The sequence below is a fragment of the Streptomyces sp. NPDC044704 genome (assembly GCF_056433525.1).
The window spans coordinates 609,768-632,195 of the sequence record NZ_JBWKGY010000003.1; the positions used below are offsets into that span (position 1 = coordinate 609,768).

The following is a 22,428-nucleotide window of genomic DNA, read 5'->3' on the forward strand; positions in this document are numbered from 1 at the left end:
TGTTCTCCCCCATGGGTGGATCTTCGTACTGGTGCAACGGTGGAACGTGTGTGTGCGGGGTGGGGGTGGTCAGGCCCCCGCGCCCTCCTGGCCGAGCTTTCCGAGCATCGCGAAGAGGTCGAAGGTCTCGCCCTCCGGCGGGGTCTGGACGGTGGTGCCGGAGCCGTAGTCCGAGTAGGAGGCCTCGATGTCCATCCGCCCCTGCGCGGTCCCGATGCCGACCTTCATGCGGGCCGGGTAGCCGTCCCCGTTGACCCACACGTCCATGTCGTAGCCCTTGATGCCGGCCTTCTTCATGGCCTCGGCGAGCTGCTTGCGGTCGGTCTCGGTCAGGGCCTCGGAGGACTCGTTCGCGGCGAGCATCTCGTCGAGCGTCACGGTGCCCTTGTAGTGCTCGGTGTCCTTGCCCTCGACCTTCTCGGAGCCGACGCGCTCCACGTTCGGGGAGCTGAGCAGGAGGGCGAGCTGCTTGGCCGGGTCCTGGTTCTGTTCCGCGCCGCTCAGACCGGTGAGCTTGGAGAGGGCCCCGGCGTCGCCCGCGGCCTCGGCAGCCGCGCGGAGGTCCATCTTCATCCAGCGCTTGCCGTCCATGCCCGAGGCCATCGCCGAGCCGGGCGGTATCTCCACGTACGTGGCGTCGTTCGCCGTGATCACGCGCATGGACTCGCCGCCGGCGCCCGGTACGACCGAGCCCTTCATGGTGATGTCCATGACCTGCGGGTTCCAGCCCTGGACACCGGTCATCTCCACGGTGCCGCCCGCGCCGAGCGACGCGGGCGCGGTCATCGTCATCCGCACCTTCGCCGACTTCGCGGCGGAGGTCTTCTCGTACGCCGCGTTGAGCGCCTTGACGGTCTTCTGGCCGGAGCTCTCCTTCGCGCCGTCCTCGCACCCCGTGGCGGCCCCCGCCACCAGCAGTACGGCGGCCAGCGCGGCCCCGATGTTCCTCTTCCGGTTCGCGGTCACGGAGGTCCCCACCCCTTTTGATCGGTCGTCAGTTCGGAACGACCCTACGCGGCCCCCTGCCGCCGGCGCGCGGACATTCCCCGCCCCGGGGGACACATGTGACCACCACCACGGAAAACGGGCCCCCCGCTCCCGGTGAGGGGAGCGAGGGGCCCGTTCAGCCACTCTGGGAGTGGATCAGGCGAGGCCTGATCAGACCGCGGCCGGGTCTTCCTCGACGAGGAGGTTCCGGGTGCGGTTCGAGTCCAGGGCGATGCCGGGACCCATGGTGGTGCTCAGGGCGGCCTTCTTGATGTAGCGGCCCTTCGCGGCGGACGGCTTCAGACGGATGATCTCGTCCAGGGCCGCCGCGTAGTTCTCGACCAGCTGCTCATCGGTGAAGGAGACCTTGCCGATGATGAAGTGCAGGTTCGAGTGCTTGTCGACGCGGAACTCGATCTTGCCACCCTTGATCTCGGTGACAGCCTTGGCGACGTCCATCGTGACGGTGCCGGTCTTCGGGTTCGGCATGAGGCCACGGGGACCGAGCACGCGGCCGAGGCGGCCGACCTTGCCCATGAGGTCCGGGGTGGCCACGACGGCGTCGAACTCGTTCAGGCGGTTGCCCTTGGCGATCTCGTTGATCAGCTCGTCGTCGCCGACAATGTCGGCGCCGGCGGCTTCCGCGGCCGCTGCACGGTCACCGGTCGCGAAGACCAGGACCCGGGCGGTCTTGCCGGTGCCGTGCGGGAGGTTCACGGTGCCGCGGACCATCTGGTCGGCCTTGCGCGGGTCGACACCCAGGCGGAAGGCGATCTCGACGGTGCTGTCGAACTTGGTCGCGGAGGTCTCCTTGGCGAGACGGACGGCCTCGAGCGGGGCGTAGAGCTTGTCCCGGTCGACCTTGGCGTCCGCAGCGCGGAGAGTCTTGCTGCGCTTCACTTCTGCTCCTGTGTTGTGACTTCAGGCGTGGAGTCGTGGTGCGGACCAGCGCTTGGTCCTACCACTGTCGTGCTGGGGTGGCTGGATCAGCCTTCGACCGTGATGCCCATCGAACGCGCGGTGCCGGCGATGATCTTCTCGGCGGCGTCGATGTCGTTCGCGTTGAGGTCGGGCATCTTGATCGTGGCGATCTCGCGGACCTGGTCACGCGTGAGCTTCGCGACCTTGGTCTTGTGCGGCTCGCCGGAGCCCTTCTCCACGCCCGCGCTCTTCAGGATGAGGCGCGCGGCCGGCGGAGTCTTGGTGATGAAGGTGAAGGAACGGTCCTCGTAGACCGTGATCTCCACCGGCACGACCATGCCACGCTGCGACTCGGTCGCGGCATTGTAGGCCTTGCAGAACTCCATGATGTTGACGCCGTGCTGACCGAGCGCGGGGCCGACCGGCGGAGCCGGGTTGGCCGCACCGGCCTTGATCTGGAGCTTGATAAGCCCCGTGATCTTCTTCTTCTTGGGAGGCATTGCTCTCTCCGGGTCCTAGTGAGAGTTTTCAGCCGCCAACCGGTCATCCGGATGGAGGCATACCGCACCACGATAACGGGTACAGGCGCGGGGCTAAAAACCGAGCAGGTCAGACCACCCTTTACGGGGCGATCTGACCTGCTTCGGAAGCGTCGCTCAGAAGATCTGGATCAGTTCTTCTGGATCTGGTCGAAGCTCAGCTCGACCGGGGTCTCGCGGCCGAAGATCTCCACGAGGCCCTTGACCTTCTTCGAGTCGGGGTTGATCTCGTTGATGGTCGCCTGGAGCGTCGCGAACGGGCCGTCGGTGACGGTGACCGAGTCGCCGACCTCGAAGTCGAGGACCTCGATGGTGCGCTTGACGGCGGGAGCCGGCAGACCGGCGGCCTCGGCGGCGGCCTTGTCGGCCTTCTCCTTGGCCTCCGGCGCGAGCATCTTGACGATCTCGTCCAGGGTCAGCGGGTACGGGTCGTACGCGTTGCCCACGAAGCCGGTGACACCGGGGGTGTTGCGGACGACGCCCCAGGACTCGTTCGTCAGATCCATGCGGACGAGAACGTAACCGGGCAGCTTGTTCTGCCGGACGTTCTTGCGCTCGCCGTTCTTGATCTGGACGATCTCTTCCTCGGGCACCTCGGCCTGGTAGATGAACTCCTCGACGTTCAGCGAGACGGCACGCTGCTCCAGGTTCGCCTTCACGCGCTTCTCGTAGCCCGCGTAGGTGTGGATCACGTACCACTCGCCGGGGAGCAGGCGCAGTTCGTCGCGCAGGGCCTGGATGGGGTCGACGGGCTCGGCGGGCTCGACCGGGGCGGCCTCTTCGGCCTCCTCGCCGGTCTCGTCCGCGGCCTCGACGTCGCCCTCGTCCTCGGCGGACTCGTCGTCCTCGGAGTCGGCGGACTCTTCGACCTCGGCGTCGTCCTCAGCCTCGGCGTCGACCTCGTCCTCGACGTGCAGCGCGGCTTCTTCGGCGGCGGTGCCCGCGTCGGCGTCGGCGAGCTCGGCCTCGTCGGGGTCCACGGCGTCGGCACCCTCGACGATGTCGAGCTGGTCCTCAACGGACTCGACGGACTCGACGGACTCGTCGCTCACGTTCAGGTTCGGGTCAGACACGGTGGCTGCTTCTTCCTGGATACAAAAGGTGGTGGAACATGCGAAAACGGGCGGCACCCATCAAGGCGCCGCCCTCCGCGGGGATCAGCCGAAGACGAACTTGATGGCTTCCTGGAACCCATAGTCAATCACGGTCACCAGACCGATCATGATGACGACGAAGACAATCACCACGGTGGTGTACGTCGTGAGCTGGTTTCGGGTGGGCCAGACGACCTTGCGGAGCTCCGCGACGATCTGGCGGTAGAACAGCGCGAGCCGGCCGAGAGGGCCCTTCTTGCCGCGCTTGCCGCCCTTGCGGGCCTTCTTCTCGCGAGTGTCGTCCTCGGCGTCAGGCATGTCGATGGAGCCCAGGGCGTCCGTCATGTCTCTCACCTGAATCCGGGTCGTGGCCGTAGCCGCGCCCGGTTGCGCCGCACGGCGTTGCATCGAAGTACGTACCTGCGCACACATCCGAGAAGGAGTGTGAAGCAGGGCCGGAGGGACTCGAACCCCCAACCGCTGGTTTTGGAGACCAGTGCTCTACCAATTGAGCTACGACCCTTTGCGTTCCCCAACCTACCGCATCCGAGCGAGTGCACGGAGTGCTCGCGCTCTGGGCGGCTGGTGAGGACCAACGACAGGTGAGTGTACGTGGTCCAGGCCCTGACGTCGAACAGAAGAGATCCGGATGTGCTCCGTCCGGTACCTGAAACGGTGTGCGGGCCTTCTGGACCGTCTGGGACGATTGGCCGCATGACCTCTGCAACGCCTTCCTCCGAGCGCCGGGTGTCCGCCCGTATCGGCGCCATTTCCGAGTCCGCCACCCTCGCCGTCGACGCCAAGGCCAAGGCCCTCAAGGCCGCCGGGCGTCCGGTGATCGGTTTCGGTGCGGGCGAGCCCGACTTCCCGACCCCGGACTACATCGTCGAGGCCGCGGTCGAGGCCTGCCGCAACCCGAAGTACCACCGCTACACGCCGGCCGGCGGCCTGCCCGAGCTGAAGGCCGCCATCGCCGCGAAGACGCTGCGCGACTCCGGCTACAAGGTGGACGCGTCCCAGGTCCTGGTGACCAACGGCGGCAAGCAGGCCATCTACGAGGCGTTCGCGGCCATCCTCGACCCGGGTGACGAGGTCATCGTCCCGGCCCCGTACTGGACCACCTACCCGGAGTCGATCCGCCTCGCGGGCGGCGTCCCGGTCGAGGTCGTCGCCGACGAGACCACCGGCTACCGGGTCTCCGTCGAGCAGCTGGAGGCGGCGCGCACCGAGCGCACCAAGGTCGTCCTCTTCGTCTCCCCGTCCAACCCGACCGGCGCCGTCTACAGCGAGGCCGACGCCGAGGCCATCGGCCGCTGGGCCGCGGACAAGGGCCTGTGGGTCCTGACCGACGAGATCTACGAGCACCTCGTCTACGGCGACGCCAAGTTCGTCTCGCTCCCGGCGATCGTCCCCGAGCTCGCCGACAAGTGCATCGTCGTCAACGGCGTCGCCAAGACGTACGCGATGACCGGCTGGCGCGTGGGCTGGATCGTCGGCCCGAAGGACGTCGTCAAGGCCGCGACCAACCTCCAGTCGCACGCCACCTCCAACGTCTCCAACGTGGCCCAGGTCGCGGCGCTCGCCGCCGTCTCCGGCAACCTGGACGCCGTCCACGAGATGCGCACCGCCTTCGACCGCCGCCGCCAGACCATCGTGCGGATGCTGAACGAGATCGAGGGCGTCTTCTGCCCCACCCCCGAGGGCGCGTTCTACGCGTACCCGTCGGTCAAGGACCTGCTCGGCAAGGAGATCCGCGGCAAGCGCCCGCAGACCTCGGTCGAGCTCGCCGCGCTGATCCTGGACGAGGCCGAGGTCGCGGTCGTCCCCGGCGAGGCCTTCGGCACCCCCGGCTACCTCCGCCTGTCGTACGCACTGGGCGACGAGGACCTGGTCGAGGGCGTGTCCCGGCTCCAGAAGCTCCTCGCCGAGGCCAAGGCCTAGTCCTAGCCCTCCGGCAGCTCCGGCACCTCCGAGCGGCGGTTCCCCACCCGGGAGCCGCCGCTCGGGCGTTTCACGGCCCCGCGCCCCTCGCGGCCCCGCGCCTCCGGCAGCTCATATTTACGTTCGGGCAAGGTCCCGTTCAGGGAAAGCGGCTGCCGATCGGGTGACGAGTACGGCAGGATCACCAGATGGAGCACGTACGCGATCTCACGCTTCTGCCGAAAGCCCACCTCCACCTGCACTTCACCGGGTCGATGCGACCGTCGACCCTGCTGGAACTCGCCGACAAGTACGGCGTCCGGCTGCCCGAGGCCCTGACCGGCGGCGAGCCCCCCAAGCTGCGGGCCACCGACGAACGGGGCTGGTTCCGCTTCCAGCGGCTCTACGACACCGCCCGGTCCTGCCTGCGCGAGCCCGACGACATCCGCCGGCTGGTCCGCGAGGCCGCCGAGGAGGACGTCCGCGACGGCAGCGGCTGGCTGGAGATCCAGGTCGACCCCACCTCCTACGCACCCCTGCTGGGCGGCATGATCCCCGCCGTCGAGATCATCCTCGACGCCGTGGACGCGGCCTCCCGGGAGACCGGGCTCGGCATGCGGGTCGTCATCGCCGCCAACCGCATGAAGCACCCCCTCGACGCCCGCACCCTCGCCCGCCTCGCCGTCCGCTACGCCGACCGCGGCATCGTCGGCTTCGGGCTCTCCAACGACGAACGCCGCGGCATGGCCCGCGACTTCGACCGGGCCTTCGCCATCGCCCGCGACGGCGGCCTCCTCGCGGCCCCGCACGGCGGCGAACTCAGCGGCCCGTCCTCCGTCCGCGACTGCCTCGACGACCTCCACGCCTCCCGCATCGGCCACGGCGTACGGGCCGCCGAGGACCCGCGGCTGCTCAAGCGGCTCGCCGACCGCCAGATCACCTGTGAGGTCTGCCCCGCCTCCAACGTGGCCCTCGGCGTGTACGAGCGGCCCGAGGACGTCCCGCTGCGCACCCTCTTCGAGGCCGGCGTACCGCTGGCCCTGGGCGCGGACGACCCGCTGCTCTTCGGGTCCCGGCTCGCGGCCCAGTACGAGATCGCCCGCCGCCACCACGGGTTCACGGACGCGGAGCTGGCCGAGCTGGCCCGCCAGTCGGTCCGCGGTTCGGCGGCGCCGGACGACGTACAGGCCAAGCTGCTGGACGGGATCGACCACTGGCTCAGCGGGTGAGCCGCAGGTCCCCCTCGTAGCAGTCGGCACGCACCCGGTGGCCGCCCGGGAAGCCGATCTCCAGGTGGGTGCGGCCCCGTGCGGGCAGCGCGAACTCGGCGACCGAGGCGATGGTATGGCCGACGTGGCGCAGGAACGGGTGCTCGCCGAGGTCCTCACCGACCTCGACGCGGCCCCACTCCCCCAGGTCGTAGGGCTCGTGGGGGGCGGCGGACTCGACGATGAGGCACTGGTCCGACCCGGTGGTGATCCGCGTGGAGTCGCCGACGCTGTCGATCAGCCACACGTCGAGCGGCGCCTCGGAGCGTTCGCCTTCGCAGACGTGCCAGGACGCGACGACCCGGCAGATCTCGCGTCCCACCAGGCGCGTCGGGTCCGTACCGGCCCCGTGCAGGGGGCAGTGCATGTCAGATGCGGACGCCGACCGTCACCGGCTCGTTCACGAGCGTGACGCCGAAGGCCTCGTGGACGCCCGCGACGACCTCGCGGGCCAGGACGAGGAGGTCCTCGGTGGTGGCCTGGCCGCGGTTGGTGAGGGCCAGGGTGTGCTTGGTGGAGATCCGGGCGGGGCCGGTGCCGTAGCCCTTGGTGAAGCCGGCCTTGTCGATCAGCCAGGCCGCGCTGGTCTTCGTACGGCCCTCGCCCGCGGGGTAGGCGGGCGGGGTGGTGTCCGGGCCGAGGCGGTCCTGGGCGCGGGCGAGGAAGGCGGCGTAGGCCTCGTCGGTCAGGATCGGGTTGTGGAAGAAGGAGCCGGCCGACCAGGTGTCGTGGTCGGTGGGGTCGAGGACCATGCCCTTGCCCGCGCGCAGCCGCAGGACGGTCTCGCGGGCGGCGGCGGCCGGGACCCGGTCGCCGGCCTCGACGCCGAGGGCGCGGGCCGTCTCGGGGTACTTGATCGGGGCGGAGAGGCCGCCCGCGTCCTCCAGGGCGAAGCGCACGCGCAGGACGACGTACCGGTCGGGCTGGTCCTTGAAGGTGCTGTTGCGGTACCGGAAGCCGCACTCGGCGGCGGTCAGGGTGACCGTTTCGCCGCTGGTGCGGTCGTAGGCGACGACCTCGGTGATGGTGTCGCAGACTTCCTGCCCGTACGCGCCGACGTTCTGGATGGGGGTGGCGCCGGCCGAGCCGGGGATGCCGGCGAGGCATTCGATGCCCGCGAGGCCCGCCTCGACGGTACGGGCGACGGCGTCGCTCCAGTTCTCGCCGGCGGCCAGTTCCAGGCGGGTGCCGTCGAGGGCGTACCCGGTCGTCGCGATGCGCAGGGCGGTGCCGTCGAAGCCCTCGTCGCCGATGACCAGGTTGCTGCCACCGCCGATGACCAGCAGCGGAGTGCCGGCGGCGTCCGCCGCGCGGACGGCGTCGACGACCTCGGCGTCGGTGGTCGCGGTGACCAGCCGGGCCGCGGGGCCGCCGAGGCGGAAGGTGGTCAGCGGGGCGAGGGGGGCGTCGTGGAGTTCCTGCACGTGGACAAGAGTACGGTCCGCCCCCCTCGCATCCCGGCGGGGCACCTCAGTGGGCCTGCTCGCGCTCGGCCAGACGGCGCTCGGCCTCGGCCCAGGTGAGGGGGAGTTCCGAGGCGCGCACGCTCCAGAAGGTGAACTCGGATTCCTTCATGTGGGCGGCTGCGGCGCGGGAGCTGGAGCGGTGCGGCTCGCTGCCCGCGAAGCGGTAGAGGGCGTCCCGGTCCTCCCAGGCGGAGAGGGTGAGGAAGGTGCGGCGCAGGACCCGCGCCCGGAGGGCGACGCCGTGCGCGCCGGGGGCCTTGCGGATCTGCGCGATGATCCCGGGCGCCTTGAGGAAGAACTTGAAGGCTCCGAGGAGGGTGACGGTCTCGAAGCGGGAGGCCATGACGTAGACCTCGGCGTCGGGGGCGGGCTGGACGGGCGTGGACCAGGGGATGTCGGGCATGACGGGCGCTCCTTCGCGATGAGTCGTACGGAACTTCGTGCGCGGGCGGTGCTGCGGTCACCCCGGCCGCGCCCGAGCGCGGCCCCGGCCGGCGAGCGGGGCCGGTGGAATGGGGACCGGTGTGCCGGGGGGCTCAGCCGGAGACGGGCACCTTCCGGACGGCGGCCGCCTCGGACCCGGTCCCGGACCCGGCCCCGGGCCCCGGCGCGGGCCGCGGGCGGCTGCCCTTGCGCGGCACGAGCAGTGCGAACCCGGCGGCGAGGGCGACGGCGACGGCCCCGATCCACAGGGCGGGGACGGTCCCGTCGGTGAAGGCCTGCGGGGTCTCGTAGCCGCCCTGGGCGGAGAAGACGGAGGCGAGCACGGCCACTCCGAGGGCGCCGCCGACCTCGCGGAGGGCGTTGTTGGTGCCGGAGGCCTTGCCCTGGTCGGCGGGGCGCACGGTGGACATGAGCACGTTGGCGGCCGGGGCGAAGTAGAGGGCCATGCCGATCCCGCTCAGGATCAGGGCCGGCAGCTGAGCGGCGTAGGAGACGTCCGTGCTCAGGACCGCCGCGAACCAGCCGAGCCCGAGGGCCTGGAACGCCAGCCCGGCGGCGACGACGGGCCGCCCGCCGATCCGGTCGGAGAGGATCCCGGCGAGCGGGGCGACGATCATCGGCATGCCGGTCCAGGGGAGCATGCGCAGCCCGGCCTCGGTGGGCGAATAGCCGGCGACGCCCTGGAGGAACTGGCTGAGCAGGAAGATCGAGCCGAACATCCCCAGGAACATCAGCAGGCTCGCGATGTTGATGCCGAGAAACCCGCGGTCACGGAAGAGCCGCATGGGGAGCACGGGGTTCGCGTGGCGGAAGCCGTGGCGGACGAAGGCGCCGATGAGCGCACTGCCGGCGATGAGCCCGGTCAGGACGGGGGCGCTGGTCCAGCCTTCGGCATTGGCGTTGACCAGGGCGTAGACGATCCCGAAGAGGCCGCCGCTGATGAGCAGGGTGCCGGGGACGTCGAGCCGGGAGTCCGGCGCGGTGGATTCGGCGAGGCGCAGCCGGGCGAGGGGGATCAGGGCGAGGCCGACCGGCACGTTCAGCCAGAAGATCCACTGCCAGGAGACGTGTTCGGTGAGGCTGCCCCCGATCAGGGGGCCACTGGCGACGGCGAGCCCGGTCACGGCGCCGTAGATGCCGAGGGCCATGCCCCTGCGGGCGGCCGGGACGGCGACGGTGAGCAGGGTGAGGGTGAGCGGCATCATGATCGCCGCTCCGACGCCCTGGACGGCGCGGGCGGCGATGAGGGCGTCGATGCCGGGCGAGAGGGCGGCCGCGGCGGAGGCGGCCGTGAATATCCCGAGCCCGACGATGAAGAGCCTGCGGCGGCCGAAGCGGTCCCCGAGGGCGGAGCCGAACATGAGCAGGACGGCGAAGGTCAGCGTGTAGGCGTTCACCGTCCACTCCAGGTCCTCCAGCTTCCCGCCGAGGTCGGCGCGGATGGCGGGGAGGGCCGTGGTGACGACGAGGTTGTCGAGGGCGGCCATGAAGCTGGCGACCCCGGTGATGACGAGGGCCCAGACGGCGGGCCCTCGGAGGCCGGACCCCTGGACGGGCTCACCGGCCGGTGCGGTGACGGGTTCTGTGCTCACGATGTCCCCTGATCAGCTGTATTAGTGACTGATTACTAACTTTCGCGGGCAGACCGCAGCGGTGTGCGGGGGTGGGGTGGGGGTGGGGTGGGGGTTACGGGCGGTCGGCGGCTTGGGTGGCTTCGGTGGCTTCGTGGGCCTCGTTGGCCTCGCGGGCCTCCCCGCTGGAGGGCCAGCACCCTTGCCAGACCCGGTGGTCGGACGGGAATCCGAGGGCCGCGAGGGTGTTGATCAGCATTCCGTGAGCCATGAAGGCACCGGCCCGCTCGTTGTCCCCGCCGAGGGGCGCGCACACCGTGTCCCACAGATCCATCCAGCCGGCACGGACCAGCTTGCCGAACTCCGGCTCCCCCGCCGCCTCGGCGGCGGCCACGGTCACGTACACCTGGAGCTGCATCTGCAACTTGTCGGGCTGCTCGGCGATCAGCCGCCCGTACGCCTCGCCCATGGCGTCGAGGGCCTCCTCGCCGCTGAGCCCCTTGGCGGCCTCCTCGAAGACCAGCCTGATCTCCTCCATGCAGCGGGTGGTGGCCGCGAGGAAGATGGCCTGCTTGTTCGGGAAGAGCCGGAAGAGGTACGGCTGCGAGACACCGACGCGCTTGGCGATCGCCTCGGTGGACGTCCCGTAGTAGCCACCACGAGCGAACTCGTGCATGGCGGCCCGCACGACGCTCTCGCGCCGCTCTTCCGCACTCATCCTTGCCATGCCCTTAAGTTAGTGCTCAATCACTAACCTGGTCAAGGGGTGGGGGTGTGCTGGCGCTGGCGGGGTCGGGGGACGGCGGGGTCCTAGCTGGTCCGCGTCAGGGAGGGTTTGGTGGTTTCCCGTCAGTCTCATCGTCTCTCCGGGGTGGACCGGTCCCTCAAGGGCGCTCACTTCGTTCGCGTCGCTACGCGATGGCCTTCGGCCACCCTTGACCGACCGCCCCACCCCGGAAAGCCGAAGACCGACGGGAACCCCCCAAAAGAACGGTCACGGGGACGGACCGGCAGGAGCGGCCCCGTCAGCGCAGCGACGAGGGGCCGGGGGTCGGCCGACCGGGCACACGGCCCCCTCGCGCCCCCTTCCGGGACCAGACCACCGCCTACCCACCCGAAATGACGACCACGACGACCTGGGGAGCAGTCAGGCGCGCGTGAGATCGCTACGCGCTCCTCTCGGCTCAGCGGCAGCGGCCCGTCTGGGGCTGGACATAGGCCGCAGGAGGCATCTGTGCCCGATGCCGTCTCAGCGGCCGACGACCGGCCGTGGTCACTTTCAGGGGCAGTCTGGGGTCTTTCCTGCCGGGGGATGTCACCGCAGGAGGACAGGCGGGCGGTAGCCGCACGTCAAGGGTGATGGGTGGGGCGTGTGGGCGGTCTATGTCCAGCCCCAGACGGTCGTCGGACGCTAAGCCGAGAGGAGCGCGTAGCGATCCGATGCGCCTGACTGCACGCCAGGCTGATCTGGTCGTCATTTCGGGTGGGTAAGCCAGGAGCCCGGTCCCGGAAGGGGCCGCGAGGGGGCCGTGTGCCCGGCATGCCGACCCCCGGCCCCTCGGCTCATCGCTGAGAGACCCGCTCCTCCCCCTCTTCCCCGTGACCGTTCTTTTGGGGGGTTCCCGTCGGTCTTCGGCTTTCCGGGGTGGGGCGGTCGGTCAAGGGTGGCCGTAGGCCATCGCGAAGCGACGCGACCGCAGGGAGCGCCCTTGAGGGACCGGTCCAGCCCGGAGAGACGATGAGACTGACGGGAAACCACCAAACCCTCCCCGATACGGACCAGCTAAGACCCCGCCGCCCCCGACCCCGCCCGACCGCCCGCCCTCAGGCCAGTCTGACCACCGCGCGGGACATGCCGAGGACCTTCTCGCCCGCGCTTCTCGCCGTCAGGTCCACCCGTACGCGGTTGTCGTCCAGCTTGGCGGCGACCTTCGCGGTGACCTCGATCAGCGCGCCCTTGTCGTCGTTCGGGACCACCACCGGCTTGGTGAAGCGGACTCCGTACTCCACCACCGCGCCCGGGTCGCCCGCCCAGTCGGTCACCACGCGGATCGCCTCGGCCATGGTGAACATGCCGTGCGCGATCACGTCCGGCAGTCCGACCTCCTTGGCGAACTTCTCGTTCCAGTGGATCGGGTTGAAGTCGCCGGAGGCCCCCGCGTAGCGGACGAGCGTGGCGCGCGACACGGGGAAGGACGCCGCCGGCAGTTCGGTGCCGACCTCGACGTCGGCGTACTGGATCTGGGCAGTCATCTCAGGCCTCCTCGGGGGCGCGGGACACGAGCTTGGTCCACGCCGTCACCACGTGCTCACCGGACGCGTCGTGGACCTCGCCGCGGATGTCGATGATGTCGTTGCCCGCCATCGACTTCACGGCCTCGATCGTCGACGTGACCGAGAGCCGGTCACCCGCGCGCACGGGACGGACGTACGCGAACTTCTGGTCGCCGTGCACGACGCGGCTGTAGTCGAGCCCCAGCTGCGGGTCGTCGACGACCTGGTTCGCCGCCCTGAACGTGATGGCAAACACAAAGGTCGGAGGTGCGATCACGTCGGGGTGACCGAGCGCCTTGGCCGCTTCCGGGTCGGTGTAGACGGGATTCTCGTCACCCACCGCGACCGCGAATTCGCGGATCTTCTCCCGGCCGACCTCGTACGGCTCGGTGGGCGGGTAGGTCCGCCCGACGAAGGTCTGGTCAAGGGCCATGGCTCACTACCTCCTGTTGAAACGACACAAGGCCGCCCCCCAATGACGGGGACGACCTCATGACGGTGCCTATATTCGAGACTTCGCCAGGATCAGCGGGTCTCGCGGTGCGCGGTGTGCGAGTTGCAACGCGGGCAGTGCTTCTTCATCTCAAGTCGGTCCGGGTTGTTACGCCGGTTCTTCTTGGTGATGTAGTTCCGCTCCTTGCACTCCACGCAGGCCAGCGTGATCTTCGGGCGGACGTCGGTGGCAGCCACGTGAGTGCTCCTTGACGGACTATGGGACGGATGAACGCATAAAAGAGTAGCCGATCGGGAGACCGACCCCGCAATCGGCTACTGGGTGTAGCGGCGACCGGACTTGAACCGGTGACACAGCGATTATGAGCCGCTTGCTCTACCGACTGAGCTACGCCGCTTTGATGAGATCCGTTCCCCACCCGAGGGTGGGGAACCTCTCTCACCAGAGCCCCAATGCGGAATCGAACCGCAGACCTTCTCCTTACCATGGAGACGCTCTACCGACTGAGCTATTGGGGCGAGCGATGAAGACATTACACGGTTGCCCGCCGATCGCCCAAATCCTTTGCGGGGACTGGGCTCGGGCCGGGGTCGGAAGGGATTCTTGATCACCGCCCGAGTGGCCTCCGGCCCGATTTCCGGGCTGTTTGTGGGCGGGCTCACACCGCGCCACCCCTCCACCAGCGCCACGGCCGCACCACGTGCCCCGACGGCCGTCACCCGCCCCCTCCCCGCCCGTCCCCGCACCCTCCCCCGGTCGCGCGCCGGGGCGGTCGTCCGCGCCGGGGCGCGCGGGCACCACACCGGTACGACTATTGCGCTCTTCCGCGAAGCGGGCAGTCCCGCGCCCTAGGCTCTGACCACGCTGCGTGATCTTGGGCCGCGGGCTGCGGCCACGGCACAGGAACCGCCCGAGCCACCGCAGGAGCGCGATGTCCGACAGCCAGCCGCAGCAGCCCTCCCACTCCCCGCGGAACCCGGCCGAAGGCCCCTCCCGCGCCCCCGCCGGCGGGGGCGCGCCCGAGGCGTCCGGCCTGCTGCTCGCCGGGGCACGGCTCACGGACGGCCGCACCGTCGACGTGCGGCTCGGCGGCGGCCGGATCCAGGCCGTCGGCACCGCGGGCAGCCTGACCGCCCCCTCCCTGGCCCGGGTCGACCTGCGCGGCTACCTGCTGCTCCCCGCCCCCGCCGAACCGCACGCCCACGGGGACACCGCCCTGACCGCCGACGGTGAGGGGCCCGTCTCGTACGCGCCCGACGAGGTGCAGCGCCGCGCCACCGAGGCCGCTCTGCTCCAGCTCGGCCACGGGGCCACCGCGGTCCGCTCCCACGTACGGATCGGGGACGTGCACGGGCTCGGTCCCATGGAGGCCGTCCTCCAGGCGCGGCGGTCGCTGCGGGGGCTCACCGACCTGACGGCGGTGGCCGTACCCCGGCTGCTGACGGGGGCCGCCGGCGCCGACGGGCTGGCCATGCTGCGCGACGCCGTCAAGATGGGCGCGTCGGTGATCGGCGGCTGCCCCGACCTGGACCCCGATCCGACGGGCTTCGTCGAAGCGGTCCTGGAACTGGCCGCCGAGCACGGCTGCCCCGTGGACCTGCACACGGACGGTGACGACCCGGGCCGTCTCGCCCGGCTCGCGGCGATGGCCGGAGGGCTGCGGCCCGGGGTGACCATCGGCCCCTGCGGCGGCCTGTCGCGGCTCCCGCTGGACGTGGCCGCCCGGGCCTCCGACCAGCTCGCGGCGGCCGGCGTCCGGGTGACCTGCCTGCCCCAGGGCGACTGTGCGGCCCTGGAGCGCCGCGGCCTGCGCACGGCCCCCGTACGCCTGCTGCGATCGGCCGGGGTCCGCGTCACGGCCGGCAGCGGGGCGCTGCGGGACGCCGGCAACCCGGTCGGGCGGGGGGACCCGCTGGAAGCGGCGTACCTGCTGGCCTCCCAGGGCGGGCTGCGCGCGCCGGAGGCCTACGCGACGGTCAGTACCGCCGCCCGGGAGGCGATGGGGCTGCCCGAGGTGCGGGTGGAGGCGGGGTTCCCGGCGGAGCTGCTGGCCGTGCGCGGGGACCGGATCGCCGGGGTGCTGTCGCTGGCGTACAGCCGGATCGTGATCCACCGGGGGCGTGTCGTAGCCCGTACGAGTGCCGTACGGGAGTACTGCGACTCGGCGGTCGCGGTGGCCCTGGACCTGCCCCGGCAGGGCCGTACGGAGCCGGGTCCCTGAGGCGTCCGGCGGGCGTTCGCGGGCGTCGGAGCCCGGCTCGACGTACGGTCGGGACATGCGCATCGTCATCGCGGGTGGACACGGTCAGATCGCGCTGCGGCTGGAGCGCCTGCTCGCCGCGCGCGGGTACGAGGTCGCGGGCATCATCCGCGATCCGGCACAGGGCGACGCCCTCAGGGAGGCGGGCGCCGAACCGGTGCTGTGCGATCTGGAGTCGGCTTCCGTCGAGCACGTGGCGGGCATCCTGCAGGGCGCGGACGTCGCGGTGTTCGCCGCGGGGGCCGGTCCGGGCAGCGGTGTCGGGCGGAAGGAGACCGTGGACCTCGGTGCGGCGACGCTGTTCGCCGACGCGGCCGAACGGGCCCGTGTGCGGCGCTTCCTGATGGTCTCTTCGATGGGGGCGGACGCGCGGCACGAGGGCGACGAGGTGTTCGACGTCTACCTGCGGGCGAAGGGCGAGGCCGACGAGTACCTCCGGACCCGGCTGGGCCTGGAGTGGACGATCCTGCGGCCCGGTTCGCTGACCGACGACGCGGGGACGGGCGCGGTGCGCCTGGAGGCGCGGACGGGCCGCGGGTCCGTCCCGCGCGACGATGTGGCGGCGGTGCTGGCCGAGCTGGTGGAAACGCCGGCGACGGCGGGACTGACCCTGGAGCTGATCTCGGGCTCCACCCCGGTGTCGGTGGCCGTCAAGGACATGGCGGGCAACTGAACCGGCGCTGAGCGGGCGTCAGAAGTCGGCGTCCAGCCGGTCGTCCGAGCGTCCGACGGAGTCCTGCTGGAACTGCTTCTCGTAGGCCTGCCGGATCTTTTCGACGCGTACTCCGCGCTCCTCGGCCTCCTTCTCGGGGTAGAGCAGGATCACCTCGTACGAGGTCTCGCGGATGGTCGTGCCGTCCGCGCCGCGCCACTGGCCGCGGCCGTCCTGGAGGGTGAGGCCCTCGGGGAAGGCCGGGGTGATCTCGTGGTCGAGGAAGCCCGTGAACTCCTTTTCCGTCACGGGCTCGCGGCCGTCGGGGCGCTGCGTGCCGAAGTACAGCCGGGTCTCCCGGTACGGCTCTCCCACCGGGGTGTGCAGCGCGGCCCCCACCAGCGCCGGGATGCCGGCGCCGAGCAGGGCGAGCAGGACGCCGCCCCCGACCTTTCCACGTGTGTCCGAAGTCCATGTCACGGCCGGTGAACGACCGGACGCTCCCATCGGTGCGCGGGAGGCGCCCGATAGGGTCACCCGGATGTCGGCCGCAGGGGGCGGGCGTACGAGGCACCGGGGCGGGGTCATGGGTGACGGGGACTGGCGGGTCAGCGCGGCGGAGGGCGGCCGGCTCGCCGCCCGGTGGTGGAAGTGGGCGCTGTCCGCGCCGCTCGACCGGAGCCCCGTCAGCGACACCACGGGGGCGTACGCCGGCTGGCGGCAGCCCGAGGACCTGTGGTTCCTCGCGGGGACCTACGGCGGCCGGGTGGTGCGGCGGTGCAGCGTCCCGACGGGGCGGCGGCTGTTCTTCCCGGTCCTGAACACGCAGCGTCCGGCGGTGCCGCTGGTGACGAAGCCCTGGCGGCTGGAGGTGACGCGGGCGTCGGCGGCCGTGAACAGCCTTCCGCTGACGGTGAGCGAGTTCACGTCGGGGACGTTCCAGTTCATGGGGATACCGAGGACCGCGTGGGGTCTGTGGTGCGCTCTGGAGCCGCTCCCGGCGGGTCAGTTCGTGCTGGAGATCGAGGCCGCGGCGGCGAGCGGCTTCTGGGTCGACACGACCTACCACCTGACCGTGACCGACACGCCCTGAGCGGTGCCTCCGCCTCCGGCGGGCCCGGTGTCCCCGGGATATGCGAAGAAACCCCCGCCTGCTGCGTTTCCGCAGATGAACGGGGGTTCCACTCGCGTGGCGACGCCAGGATTCGAACCTGGGTAGGCTAAGCCGACGGATTTACAGTCCGCTCCCATTGGCCACTCGGGCACATCGCCATGGGTTGTCGCCCAGTTCCTCCGCCTTGCGGCGTTGTTCTGCGGCAACGACGTAAACAATACCCGATGTGCGGGGGTGGTCCGCCACCGGATTGATCAGCGCCCCACGCGGGTGCGGTGGCTAGGCTTTGCCGAGCGGGCCGGGGATGTCCGGCCGCGCCCTCCGGGGCACATCACAGCCGACTTCAAGGAGCCACAGCACATGGCCGACTCCAGTTTCGACATCGTCTCGAAGGTCGAGCGGCAGGAGGTCGACAACGCCCTCAACCAGTCCGCGAAGGAGCTCTCGCAGCGCTACGACTTCAAGGGCACGGGCGCGTCGATCGCCTGGTCCGGCGAGAAGATCCTGATGGAGGCGAACTCCGAGGAGCGCGTCAAGGCCGTCCTCGACGTGTTCGAGACCAAGCTGGTCAAGCGCGGGATCTCGCTCAAGGCGCTGGACGCCGGCGAGCCGCAGCTGTCCGGCAAGGAGTACAAGATCTTCGCGACGATCGAGGAGGGCATCTCCCAGGAGAACGCCAAGAAGGTCGCGAAGATCATCCGTGACGAGGGCCCCAAGGGCATCAAGGCCCAGGTCCAGGGCGAGGAGCTGCGCGTCAGCTCCAAGAGCCGCGACGACCTCCAGGCCGTCCAGGCGCTGCTCAAGGGCAAGGACCTGGACTTCGCGATCCAGTTCGTGAACTACCGCTGATCGGCGGGTCCGGCGGCTTCGGCCCGTCCGTACGCCGCTGAGTGAACCCCGAGGGCACGACGGGGGCAGATCGCCGGGGAGGCTCCCGGCGGCCGCCCGCGTCGTGCCCTTCGCCGTGGGCGCTCGCAGGGTGTGTGCGGGGCGTGAGCGGCGCGTGCTCCTCTGCGGGCCCCCTGTGATCACTAGGCACGGGCGGGTGCGCCCACCACGCTGGGTGAACCGTCCATCACCTTACGCAGGGGGTTCTCGCATGCCTGGGGCCGGCACGTTCCGCCAAGACTTCGCGGCGTCGGTGGTCGTCGCGCTGGTCGCGCTTCCGCTTTGTGTGGGGGTGGCCGTCGCCTCCGGGGTACCGGCCGAGCTGGGGATCGTCACCGGGGTCGTCGGCGGACTGGTCACCGGCTGGTTCCGCGGCAGCTCGCTCCAGGTGAGCGGGCCCGCCGCCGGGCTCACCGTGCTGGTCTACGAGGCGGTGCGGGCGTACGGGCTGCCCGCGCTCGGGGTCCTGGTGCTGGCCGCCGGGCTGTTGCAGCTGGGCATGGGGATGCTGCGGCTCGGGCGGTGGTTCCGGGCGATCTCCGTCGCCGTCGTGTACGGAATGCTGGCCGGGATCGGGCTCGTGCTGATCGCCGGGCAGCTCTACGCCCTGGGCGGTGTCACGGCGCCCGGGCACACCCTGGCCAAGCTGGGCGGGGTTCCCGGGCTCGCGGCGGGAGCCGACTGGGCCGCCGTGGCGCTCGGCGGAGCGACCATCGCCGTACTGGTGGCCTGGCCGATGGTTCCGGCGCGGCTGCGGATCGTGCCGGGGGCGCTCGTCGGGGTGGCGGCCGCGACCGCGGTGGCCGCGGTGCTGAACCTGCCCGTCGAGAAGGTGCGGGTGACGGGGGTGCTGGAGGCGGTGGCGCCACCCGGCTGGGCCGACTTCGGGGTGCTGGCCTCCGTGGGAGCCGTCGGCACCGTGATCGCGCTCTCGCTGATCGCCTCCGCCGAGACCTTGTTCAGCGCGGCCGCCGTCGACCGGATGCACGAGGGGCCGAGGACCGAGTACGACAAGGAACTCATCGCCCAGGGCGTGGGCAACAGCGTCTGCGGGATCCTCGGGGCGCTTCCGATGACCGCCGTCATCGTCCGCAGCGCCGCGAACGTGGAGGCCGGGGCCCGCACCCGGGCCTCCCGGGTACTGCACGGGGCCTGGCTGCTGCTCTTCGCCGTGGCCTTCCCCCAGCTGCTGGAGATCGTCCCGCTCGCCGCGCTGGCCGGTGTGCTGCTGCACGCGGGCTGGAAGCTGCTGCCGGCGCGGGCGGTGGCCGGGTTGTGGCGCACGCACCGGGGCGAGGCCGTGGTCCTGCTGGTCACGGCGTCGGCGATCGTGGTCACCAACCTCTTCGAAGGGGTGCTGATCGGTTTGGGGCTCGCCATCGCCAAGGCGGCCTGGGAGACCTCCCACGTGCACATCGAGGAGGTCTGGGAGGGCGGGGAACTGTCCGTGCGGGTCGTGGGGAACGCCAGCTTCCTGAGGCTGCCCAAACTCCTCGACGCCCTGGACGCGCTGGACGCCCTGCCGGACGGGAAGCCGGTCCGGCTCGACCTGAGCGGGCTGCGGCACATGGACCACGCCTGTCTGACCGCCCTGGAGGGATGGGAGCGCAAGCGGGCGCCGCTCCCCGGCCGCGAGGGCGTCATCTAGCCCAGCTACCCTCCGCCCGTGAGCCACGACTTGAAGCGCACCCTCGGAGTTTTCGACGCGGTCGTCGTCGGCCTGGGGGCGATGGTGGGCGCGGGCATCTTCGCCGCCCTCGCCCCGGCGGCCCGCGCGGCGGGCGGCCTGCTGCTCGCCGCCCTGCTGGTGGCGGCCGTCGTGGCCTACTGCAACGCGCACTCCTCGGCGCGGCTCGCCGCCCGGTACCCGTCCTCCGGCGGGACCTACGTGTACGGGCGCGAGCGGCTCGGCCCGTTCTGGGGGCACCTGGCCGGCTGGGCGTTCGTGGTCGGCAAGACGGCCTCCTGCGCGGCGATGGCCCTGACCGTCGGCGCCTACGCCTGGCCGGAGCGGCAGCACGAGGTGGCCGTGGCCTCGGTGGTGGCGCTGACCGCAGCGAGTTACGGCGGGGTGCAGAGGTCCGCCCGGATCGCCCGGCTGATCGTGGCGGCCGTACTGGCGGTGCTGGCCGGGGTCGTGGTGGCGTGCCTGACCTCCGGTACGGCCGACGCGGGACGCCTGTGGGGCGGGGGCGGGGGCGGGCCCGCCGGGCTGCTCCAGGGCGCCGGGCTGCTGTTCTTCGCCTTCGCAGGCTACGCCCGGATCACCACCCTGGGCGAGGAGGTGCGCGATCCGCAGCGCACGATCCCGCGCGCGGTGCCGCTCGCCCTGGGGATCGCCCTGTTCGTGTACGCCGCCGTGGCCGTGGCGGTCCTGTCGGTGCTCGGTGCCGACGTGTTGGCGGGGTCCACGGCCCCGCTGGCCGACGCGGTGCGCGCGGCCGGACGGCCCGGACTGGCTCCCGTCGTCCGGGTGGGCGCGGTCCTGGCCGCGCTGGGCTCCTTGCTGGCCCTGGTGCTCGGGGTGTCGCGGACCGCGCTGGCGATGGCGCGGGACGGTCATCTGCCGCGCGCGCTGGCCGCCGTACATCCCCGGCATCGGGTTCCGCACCGTGCGGAGCTGGTGGTGGGCGCGGTGGTGGCGGTGCTCGCGGCGACCACCGATCTGCGAGGTGCGATCGGTTTCTCCTCCTTCGGAGTGCTGGCCTACTACGCGATCGCGAACGCCTCCGCGTGGACTCTCGGTTCAGGTGTCAAGGGGCGGGCCGTGGCAGCGGTCGGGCTGTCCGGCTGTGTGGTGCTGGCCTGCGCGCTACCCCTCGGTGCGGTGGTGTCGGGGGCGGCCGTACTGGCCCTGGGCGCACTGGCCTACGGGGTGCGGAGCCGGTTCCGGTCCGCTGTCTGAGCCCGGACCGATCACGTGGAGGTCAGGGGCGCGGGACGTACGGGGGCGCGGCGGAGCCCGGTATGAGCTCGGACCGGGCGCTCTTCCCGGCGGCGGGCGGGGGCTTCCCGGGCCCGCGCGCGGGGGCGCGTAAGCGGTCTGTGACTTGCACCGGCAACTGCTCGTATTCGTTCATGCGTTCATGGTGCCGCACACCCCCGACAGCCGTCCGGGCCTGTGGATAACCCTCGGTCCGGACGGCCTCGGGGCGGTGGTCACCGGGAGGCGAAGGGGGCGTCCGTCGGGACGATCTCGCGGCCGAGCGGGAGCAGGGAGAGCGGGACCATCTTGAAGTTGGCGATGCCGAAGGGGATGCCGATGATCGTGACGCAGAGCGCGATGCCGGTGACGATGTGGCCGATGGCCAGCCACCAGCCGGCCAGGACCAGCCACAGGACGTTGCCCACGCACGAGCCGGCGCCGGCGTCGTGGCGTTCGACGGTGGTGTAGCCGAAGGGCCAGAGGGCGTACACGGCGATGCGGAACGCCGCTATGCCGAAGGGAATGCCGATGATCGTGATGCAGAGGATCAGGCCGGCCAGGCAGTAGCCCAGGAACAGCCAGATCCCGCTGAGCACGAGCCAAATGACGTTGAGGATGGTTTTCACTGACTGCGGCCTGCCATCTGTTCGAGCCGGGCGATGCGCTCGGCCATCGGGGGGTGGGTCGAGAACATCTTGGACAGTCCCTCGCCCGGCCGGAAGGGGTTGGCGATCATCATGTGGCTCGCCGTCTCGATGCGCGGCTCGGCGGGCAGCGGGAGCTGTTTGGTGCCGGCGTCCAGCTTGCGCAGGGCGCTGGCGAGGGCGAGCGGGTCGCCGGTGAGCTGGGCTCCGGAGGCGTCCGCCTCGTACTCGCGCGAGCGGCTGATGGCGAGCTGGATCACGGACGCGGCCAGCGGGCCGAGGATCATGATCAGCAGCATGCCGATGAGGCCGGGGCCCTCGTCGTCGTTCGACCGGCCGATCGGGATCAGCCAGGCGAAGTTCACCAGGAACATGATCACGGAGGCCAGGGCTCCGGCGACCGAGGAGATCAGGATGTCCCGGTTGTAGACGTGGCTCAGCTCGTGGCCGATCACCCCGCGCAGCTCGCGTTCGTCGAGGATGCGCAGGATGCCCTCGGTGCAGCAGACCGCGGCGTTGCGCGGGTTGCGGCCAGTCGCGAAGGCGTTGGGCGCTTCGGTGGGCGAGATGTAGAGCCGTGGCATGGGCTGGCGCGCGGACGTGGAGAGCTCGCGCACCATGCGGTACAGCTCGGGGGCCTCGAACTCGCTGACGGGGCGGGCGCGCATCGCGCGTAGAGCCAGCTTGTCGCTGTTCCAGTACGCGTAGGCGTTCGTCCCGAGGGCGACCACGACGGCGACGATCAGGCCGGTCCGTCCGAAGAGGCTTCCGATGACGATGATCAGTGCGGACAGTCCGCCGAGGAGTACGGCGGTCTTGAGCCCGTTGTGCCGGCGGTGCACGGTACGCCCTCCAAGTGGTGCGGCAGGGGGGACCCCGTCCAGGTCTGAGGGTCTTACGGTCCAGTGGACCCTCCCTTCCTGGTCAACGCCAGATGGGGCCGTACGGTTCCCAGGGCGCGGCGGGGCCGCCGCCCCTGCGGGCGGGGGCGGCGGGCGGCGGCGGG

The 22,428-nt window shown here is 71.2% G+C and carries 24 protein-coding genes and 4 tRNA genes; 8 read left to right on the plus strand and 20 right to left on the minus strand.

Annotation, left to right across the window (positions count from 1 at the left end):
• Window positions 1-69: 69 nt before the first annotated feature.
• The 6 genes from AC07B0_RS10325 to AC07B0_RS10350 all read right to left on the minus strand — a co-directional run bounded on the left by AC07B0_RS10325 (window position 70) and on the right by AC07B0_RS10350 (window position 4,064).
• Window positions 70-966, minus strand: a complete 897-nt coding sequence (locus AC07B0_RS10325) for an SCO4651 family lipoprotein (RefSeq protein WP_478897547.1) — start codon at window positions 964-966, stop codon at window positions 70-72.
• A gap of 192 nt (window positions 967-1,158) precedes the next feature.
• Entirely contained in the window at window positions 1,159-1,887 is a 729-nt protein-coding gene (gene rplA, locus AC07B0_RS10330; RefSeq protein WP_356871041.1) for a 50S ribosomal protein L1, read from the minus strand.
• An 86-nt stretch (window positions 1,888-1,973) separates the two neighbouring features.
• Entirely contained in the window at window positions 1,974-2,408 is a 435-nt protein-coding gene (gene rplK, locus AC07B0_RS10335; protein ID WP_030230579.1) for a 50S ribosomal protein L11, read from the minus strand.
• A 170-nt stretch (window positions 2,409-2,578) separates the two neighbouring features.
• Complete coding sequence (nusG, locus tag AC07B0_RS10340; protein WP_356871044.1) at window positions 2,579-3,520, minus strand: transcription termination/antitermination protein NusG; 942 nt, start codon at window positions 3,518-3,520, stop codon at window positions 2,579-2,581.
• A gap of 84 nt (window positions 3,521-3,604) precedes the next feature.
• Window positions 3,605-3,886, minus strand: a complete 282-nt coding sequence (gene secE / locus AC07B0_RS10345) for a preprotein translocase subunit SecE (RefSeq protein WP_030298162.1) — start codon at window positions 3,884-3,886, stop codon at window positions 3,605-3,607.
• A 105-nt stretch (window positions 3,887-3,991) separates the two neighbouring features.
• A tRNA-Trp gene (locus AC07B0_RS10350) sits at window positions 3,992-4,064 on the minus strand.
• A 191-nt stretch (window positions 4,065-4,255) separates the two neighbouring features.
• Between AC07B0_RS10350 and AC07B0_RS10355 the strand changes: the two genes are divergently transcribed.
• Together AC07B0_RS10355 and AC07B0_RS10360 are read left to right on the plus strand one after the other, a co-directional pair.
• On the plus strand, window positions 4,256-5,482 hold the full coding sequence (locus AC07B0_RS10355; RefSeq protein ID WP_356871046.1) for a pyridoxal phosphate-dependent aminotransferase: 1,227 nt from the start codon (window positions 4,256-4,258) through the stop codon (window positions 5,480-5,482).
• A 188-nt stretch (window positions 5,483-5,670) separates the two neighbouring features.
• Complete coding sequence (locus tag AC07B0_RS10360; RefSeq protein ID WP_356871048.1) at window positions 5,671-6,690, plus strand: adenosine deaminase; 1,020 nt, start codon at window positions 5,671-5,673, stop codon at window positions 6,688-6,690.
• Here AC07B0_RS10360 and AC07B0_RS10365 read toward each other — a convergent pair.
• From AC07B0_RS10365 to AC07B0_RS10410, 10 genes are all read right to left on the minus strand, one after another.
• Window positions 6,680-7,096, minus strand: coding sequence for a hypothetical protein (locus AC07B0_RS10365; protein ID WP_478897549.1), 417 nt, complete (start codon window positions 7,094-7,096; stop codon window positions 6,680-6,682). The two genes, AC07B0_RS10360 and AC07B0_RS10365, sit on opposite strands and share 11 nt — an antisense overlap.
• Before the next feature lies 1 nt (window position 7,097).
• Window positions 7,098-8,198 (minus strand): UDP-N-acetylmuramate dehydrogenase, encoded by a 1,101-nt coding sequence (locus AC07B0_RS10370; RefSeq protein ID WP_478897551.1) that lies wholly within the window; start codon window positions 8,196-8,198, stop codon window positions 7,098-7,100.
• A 1-nt stretch (window position 8,199) separates the two neighbouring features.
• Complete coding sequence (locus tag AC07B0_RS10375; protein WP_356871054.1) at window positions 8,200-8,598, minus strand: DUF3291 domain-containing protein; 399 nt, start codon at window positions 8,596-8,598, stop codon at window positions 8,200-8,202.
• Window positions 8,599-8,731: 133 nt separating this feature from the next.
• A complete protein-coding gene (locus tag AC07B0_RS10380; protein ID WP_478897553.1) occupies window positions 8,732-10,231 on the minus strand; it encodes a DHA2 family efflux MFS transporter permease subunit in 1,500 nt (499 codons plus the stop codon).
• 94 nt (window positions 10,232-10,325) lie between these two features.
• The gene (locus AC07B0_RS10385; protein ID WP_478897555.1) at window positions 10,326-10,937 is read right to left on the minus strand and encodes a TetR/AcrR family transcriptional regulator; all 612 of its coding nucleotides are present in this window, start codon (window positions 10,935-10,937) and stop codon (window positions 10,326-10,328) included.
• A 1,097-nt stretch (window positions 10,938-12,034) separates the two neighbouring features.
• Window positions 12,035-12,463 (minus strand): MaoC family dehydratase, encoded by a 429-nt coding sequence (locus tag AC07B0_RS10390; protein WP_356871058.1) that lies wholly within the window; start codon window positions 12,461-12,463, stop codon window positions 12,035-12,037.
• Between the two features lies 1 nt (window position 12,464).
• On the minus strand, window positions 12,465-12,917 hold the full coding sequence (locus AC07B0_RS10395) for a MaoC family dehydratase N-terminal domain-containing protein (RefSeq protein WP_356871060.1): 453 nt from the start codon (window positions 12,915-12,917) through the stop codon (window positions 12,465-12,467).
• Between the two features lie 92 nt (window positions 12,918-13,009).
• Window positions 13,010-13,174, minus strand: a complete 165-nt coding sequence (gene rpmG, locus AC07B0_RS10400) for a 50S ribosomal protein L33 (protein WP_003956487.1) — start codon at window positions 13,172-13,174, stop codon at window positions 13,010-13,012.
• A gap of 88 nt (window positions 13,175-13,262) precedes the next feature.
• Window positions 13,263-13,335, minus strand: a tRNA-Met gene (locus tag AC07B0_RS10405).
• Between the two features lie 48 nt (window positions 13,336-13,383).
• A tRNA-Thr gene (locus AC07B0_RS10410) sits at window positions 13,384-13,456 on the minus strand.
• 413 nt (window positions 13,457-13,869) lie between these two features.
• Here AC07B0_RS10410 and AC07B0_RS10415 point away from each other — a divergent pair.
• Together AC07B0_RS10415 and AC07B0_RS10420 are read left to right on the plus strand one after the other, a co-directional pair.
• Complete coding sequence (locus AC07B0_RS10415; protein WP_356871062.1) at window positions 13,870-15,159, plus strand: amidohydrolase family protein; 1,290 nt, start codon at window positions 13,870-13,872, stop codon at window positions 15,157-15,159.
• A 55-nt stretch (window positions 15,160-15,214) separates the two neighbouring features.
• Window positions 15,215-15,871, plus strand: a complete 657-nt coding sequence (locus AC07B0_RS10420) for an SDR family oxidoreductase (RefSeq protein ID WP_356871064.1) — start codon at window positions 15,215-15,217, stop codon at window positions 15,869-15,871.
• A gap of 18 nt (window positions 15,872-15,889) precedes the next feature.
• Here AC07B0_RS10420 and AC07B0_RS10425 read toward each other — a convergent pair whose 3' ends face one another.
• On the minus strand, window positions 15,890-16,330 hold the full coding sequence (locus tag AC07B0_RS10425; RefSeq protein ID WP_356871066.1) for a DUF3574 domain-containing protein: 441 nt from the start codon (window positions 16,328-16,330) through the stop codon (window positions 15,890-15,892).
• A gap of 61 nt (window positions 16,331-16,391) precedes the next feature.
• On the opposite strand from AC07B0_RS10425, the gene AC07B0_RS10430 reads away from it, so the two are divergent.
• Window positions 16,392-16,943 (plus strand): hypothetical protein, encoded by a 552-nt coding sequence (locus AC07B0_RS10430; protein ID WP_478897557.1) that lies wholly within the window; start codon window positions 16,392-16,394, stop codon window positions 16,941-16,943.
• A gap of 97 nt (window positions 16,944-17,040) precedes the next feature.
• Here AC07B0_RS10430 and AC07B0_RS10435 read toward each other — a convergent pair.
• Window positions 17,041-17,122: transfer RNA gene (locus tag AC07B0_RS10435), tRNA-Tyr, on the minus strand.
• Window positions 17,123-17,324: 202 nt separating this feature from the next.
• Here AC07B0_RS10435 and AC07B0_RS10440 point away from each other — a divergent pair.
• From AC07B0_RS10440 to AC07B0_RS10450, 3 genes are all read left to right on the plus strand, one after another.
• Window positions 17,325-17,813 (plus strand): YajQ family cyclic di-GMP-binding protein, encoded by a 489-nt coding sequence (locus AC07B0_RS10440; protein ID WP_356871070.1) that lies wholly within the window; start codon window positions 17,325-17,327, stop codon window positions 17,811-17,813.
• A 250-nt stretch (window positions 17,814-18,063) separates the two neighbouring features.
• Window positions 18,064-19,500 (plus strand): SulP family inorganic anion transporter, encoded by a 1,437-nt coding sequence (locus tag AC07B0_RS10445; RefSeq protein ID WP_478897559.1) that lies wholly within the window; start codon window positions 18,064-18,066, stop codon window positions 19,498-19,500.
• 18 nt (window positions 19,501-19,518) lie between these two features.
• Window positions 19,519-20,757 (plus strand): APC family permease, encoded by a 1,239-nt coding sequence (locus tag AC07B0_RS10450; RefSeq protein ID WP_478897561.1) that lies wholly within the window; start codon window positions 19,519-19,521, stop codon window positions 20,755-20,757.
• Window positions 20,758-21,011: 254 nt separating this feature from the next.
• Here the strand turns inward: AC07B0_RS10450 and AC07B0_RS10455 are convergent, their stop codons facing one another.
• Together AC07B0_RS10455 and htpX are read right to left on the minus strand one after the other, a co-directional pair.
• Window positions 21,012-21,404, minus strand: a complete 393-nt coding sequence (locus AC07B0_RS10455; protein ID WP_356871076.1) for a YccF domain-containing protein — start codon at window positions 21,402-21,404, stop codon at window positions 21,012-21,014.
• Window positions 21,401-22,264 carry a zinc metalloprotease HtpX gene (gene htpX, locus AC07B0_RS10460; RefSeq protein ID WP_281204202.1) on the minus strand — a complete coding sequence of 288 codons (864 nt, stop codon included), beginning with the start codon at window positions 22,262-22,264 and terminating at the stop codon, window positions 21,401-21,403. The genes AC07B0_RS10455 and htpX overlap by 4 nt, the downstream gene beginning before the upstream one ends.
• Window positions 22,265-22,428: the final 164 nt, after the last annotated feature.